Source organism: Mesorhizobium sp. M2A.F.Ca.ET.037.01.1.1 (assembly GCF_003998075.1).
Lineage (GTDB): Bacteria > Pseudomonadota > Alphaproteobacteria > Rhizobiales > Rhizobiaceae > Mesorhizobium.
Window position 1 is genome coordinate 1 of the sequence record NZ_RZSA01000699.1, and the last position, 3,651, is coordinate 3,651.

Annotated in this window: 4 protein-coding genes; 1 reads left to right on the forward strand and 3 read right to left on the reverse strand. The window is 63.7% G+C overall.

What is annotated here, in order from left to right:
* Positions 1-44: 44 nt before the first annotated feature.
* The 3 genes from EOA27_RS27235 to EOA27_RS27245 all read right to left on the reverse strand — a co-directional run bounded on the left by EOA27_RS27235 (position 45) and on the right by EOA27_RS27245 (position 1,538).
* Positions 45-704 (reverse strand): peroxiredoxin, encoded by a 660-nt coding sequence (locus EOA27_RS27235; protein ID WP_126080835.1) that lies wholly within the window; start codon positions 702-704, stop codon positions 45-47.
* Positions 705-895: 191 nt separating this feature from the next.
* The gene (locus EOA27_RS27240) at positions 896-1,261 is read right to left on the reverse strand and encodes a cell division protein ZapA (RefSeq protein ID WP_042641578.1); all 366 of its coding nucleotides are present in this window, start codon (positions 1,259-1,261) and stop codon (positions 896-898) included.
* Positions 1,262-1,265: 4 nt separating this feature from the next.
* A complete protein-coding gene (locus EOA27_RS27245; protein ID WP_023763725.1) occupies positions 1,266-1,538 on the reverse strand; it encodes a DUF4164 domain-containing protein in 273 nt (90 codons plus the stop codon).
* A 262-nt stretch (positions 1,539-1,800) separates the two neighbouring features.
* Between EOA27_RS27245 and tkt the strand changes: the two genes are divergently transcribed.
* Positions 1,801-3,651 (forward strand): transketolase (tkt, locus tag EOA27_RS27250; protein WP_127257710.1); only part of this gene is annotated, 1,851 nt, incomplete at its 3' end.

The following is a 3,651-nucleotide window of genomic DNA, read 5'->3' on the forward strand; positions in this document are numbered from 1 at the left end:
CGCCCTTCGGGCACCTTCGCCACGTGAACGGGGAGAAGGAAAAATCATGCCGTCGGCTGCTTGGTCTTCCTGAGATAAGGCAGCACCGTTTCATACGCCCCAAAACGCTTGACCGCATCCTCGTTGGAGACGGCGGCGGTGATGATCACGTCGTCGCCCTGCTTCCAGTTGGCCGGCGTCGCCACCTGGTGCTTAGCGGTCAACTGGATGGAATCGATGACGCGCAGGATCTCGTCGAAGTTGCGCCCCGTGGTCATCGGATAGGTCAGCACCAGCTTGATCTTCTTGTCGGGGCCGATGACATAGACCGAGCGCACGGTGGCGTTGTCGGCCGGCGTGCGGCCTTCCGAGCTCTCGCCGGCGCCCGCCGGCAGCATTTCATAGAGCTTGGCGACGTGAAGGTCTTTGTCGCCGATCAGCGGATAGTGCACCGTATGACCGGTGGCGGTCTTAATGTCGGCCTGCCACTTCTCGTGGCTCGACACCGGATCGACCGAGATGCCGATGATCTTGACGTTGCGCTTTTTGAAATCGTCCTCGAGACCCGCCATGGTGCCGAGCTCGGTCGTGCAGACCGGCGTGAAATTCTTCGGATGGCTGAACAGCACCGCCCAGCCGTCGCCGATCCAGTCGTGGAACTTGATGGTGCCCTGCGTGGTCTCGGCCGTGAAATCCGGCGCGACATCGTTGATACGAAGACTCATGACCTGTCCCTACCCTCTTTGAAAACCGTAGCCGGCCTGCGGCTGGCCGTTGCCGGCTGCAAAAGCGTAGCACCATCGCGACGCCGATTAAACGCTCGCGATGATGGTCATGGCCTGCGCGAGGCGAATTTTTTGCGTGACCGCCGGCAATTCGCGGTAGGATTTTCCGTCGGAACGGGTATCGGAGCCGCTCAGGCCTTCTTTACCGCGAGCGTCACCGCGAGATCTTCCATGCGCTGCGCGAGCGCGCCGAGCGCGGTTGTCAGCACGCTGTCGCTCTTGTCGGCCTTGGTCAGCGCCTCATCGCGCGTCTTGCGCAAGGTCAGCACTTCGCTCTCCATGCCCTTGACGCGCTTGGTGAGCTCGGACAGCTCGTCCATCACCATGATGCCGGCCATGACGGTAAGCCGCTGGTCGCCGATTTCGCCGAACGAATCCTTCAGATGCGAGACATAGCGGTCGAAGCGCTCGGCAAGGTCGATCAGGTGCTCTTCCTGGCCCTCGTCGCAGGCCATGCGATACTGCTTGCCGTCGATGGAAACCGTGACCTGTGCCATTGCCCTACCTGTCCAGAACCGCGCGGATGGTTTCCATGGCGGTCACCAGCCGCCGCGACACTTCCTTGTTGGCGTCTTCCAGACGCTCGGCGCGCGCTTCGGAATTGTCGAGCTCCTGCGCCAGGCGCGAACGGTCGGCGTTCATGCGCTGCACCTCTGCCTCGGCTTCCGAATAATCACGCTCGTGCTCGAGCTTCGCCGCCACGGCGTTTTCCAGCCCTTCCATGGCCTTGCCCAGCCTGGCGATGACTTCCTTGAGGGTCGTTTCCCCGGTCATGGCCTTCGTCCTATGCCCTGCCCATCACCGAATCGCGCGCATTCAGAACGCGTTACCTCGGAAAGATTAGGCGCCGGGTGAAGGGCGCGTCAACAAAGCTCTCGCGACTGTCCCCCGCTATCGCTAATGTAAGGCGCTCGATGCCATCACAAGCCCGGCAAAATCCGTCCCGATTTGTTGACTAAAAGGCCGCGCCTGCTATGTGTCGCGGCATCCTTTTCCAAGGGCTCTCCCCAGGCTCCAACCCACTTCCGGAGGAAGCATGACGTCGCGTGAACAACATGATCGGATGGCCAACGCGATCCGTTTCCTTTCCATGGACGCCGTCGAGAAGGCGAACTCCGGTCACCCCGGCCTGCCGATGGGCTGCGCCGACATCGCCACCGTGCTGTTCAGCCGTTTCCTGAAATTCGACGCCAAGGCCCCGCACTGGGCCGACCGCGACCGCTTCATCCTGTCGGCCGGCCACGGCTCGATGCTGCTCTATTCGCTCCTCTACCTCACCGGCTACGAGGACATGACGATCGACCAGATCAAGAACTTCCGCCAGCTCGGCTCCAAGACCGCCGGCCATCCCGAATACGGCCATGCCGCCGGCATCGAGACCACCACCGGTCCGCTCGGCCAGGGCCTTGCCAATTCGGTCGGCTTCGCGCTCGGCGAGCGCATCATGAACGCCGCCTTCGGCAATGATCTCGTCAACCACTACACCTATGTGCTGGCCGGCGACGGCTGCCTGATGGAAGGCGTCTCCCAGGAAGCCATCGCGCTGGCCGGCCATCTGAAGCTCAACAAGCTGATCGTCTTCTGGGACAACAACAACATCTCGATCGACGGCCCGGTCTCACTGGCCGACAACACCGACCAGGTCGCCCGCTTCCAGGCCTCCGGCTGGAACGCCAGCCATATCGACGGCACCGATCCGGAAGCGATCGCCTATGCCATCGAGGCGGCGCGCCATTCCGACAAGCCGACGATGATCGCCTGCAAGACCACCATCGGCTTCGGCGCCCCGACCAAGGCCGGCACCAACAAGGCGCATGGCTCGCCGCTCGGCGCCGAGGAAATCGCCGGCGCCCGCAAATTCTTCAACTGGGAGTCGCCGCCCTTCGAGATTCCGGCCGACATCCTCGACGCCTGGCGCGCCGTCGGCGCCGGCGGCGCCAAGGCGCGCGCCGACTGGGAAGGCCGCCTCGCCAAGGCCGAGCCGAAGCTCAAGGCCGAGTTCGAGCGCCGGATCGCCGGCAAGCTGCCGTCCAACTTCGACGCCGTCATCGCCGATTACAAGAAGAAGCTCTCGGCCGACAAACCGAAGGTCGCCACTCGCAAATCCTCCGAAATGGCGCTGGAAGTCATCAACGGCGCGGTGCCGGAGACCATCGGCGGCTCGGCCGACCTCACCGGCTCCAACAACACCAAGACCAGCCAGACCAAGAACATCACGCCGGACGATTACGGCCAGCGCTATGTCCATTACGGCATCCGCGAGCACGGCATGGCGGCGGCGATCAACGGCCTCACGCTGCATGGCGGCCTGATCGCCTATGGCGGCACGTTCATGTGCTTCTCGGACTATGCCCGTCCTTCGATGCGCCTGGCCTCGCTGATGGGCATCCGCTCCATCTTCGTCATGACGCATGACTCGATCGGCCTCGGCGAGGACGGCCCGACCCACCAGCCGGTCGAGCATCTGGCGGCATTGCGCGCCATCCCGAACCACAATGTCTTCCGTCCGGCCGACGCGGTCGAAACCGCCGAATGTTGGCAAATCGCGCTGGAATCCGAAAAGACGCCGTCGACCCTGGCGCTGACCCGCCAGAACCTGCCGACCGTGCGCACCGAGCATTCGGCGAAGAACCTCTCCAGCCAGGGCGCCTATGAGCTCGCCGCGGCAAACGGCGAGGCCGTGGTGACGATCTTCGCCACCGGCTCCGAGGTCGAGATCGCGCTCGGCGCGCGCGACCTGCTCGAAAAGCACGGCCATCCCACCCGCGTCGTCTCGGTGCCCTGTTTCGAGCTGTTCGACCAGCAGAGCGATGACTACCGCAAGGAGATCATCGGCAACGCCAAGGTGAAGGTCGCGATCGAGGCCGGCATCCGCCAGGGCTGGGAC

Bases quoted from the DNA above. Each gene is read 5' to 3' on its own strand.
- EOA27_RS27240 (WP_042641578.1), bottom strand. From the start codon at position 1,261: ATGGCACAGGTCACGGTTTCCATCGACGGCAAGCAGTATCGCATGGCC.
- EOA27_RS27245 (WP_023763725.1), bottom strand. From the start codon at position 1,538: ATGACCGGGGAAACGACCCTCAAGGAAGTCATCGCCAGGCTGGGCAAG.
- EOA27_RS27235 (WP_126080835.1), bottom strand. From the start codon at position 704: ATGAGTCTTCGTATCAACGATGTCGCGCCGGATTTCACGGCCGAGACC.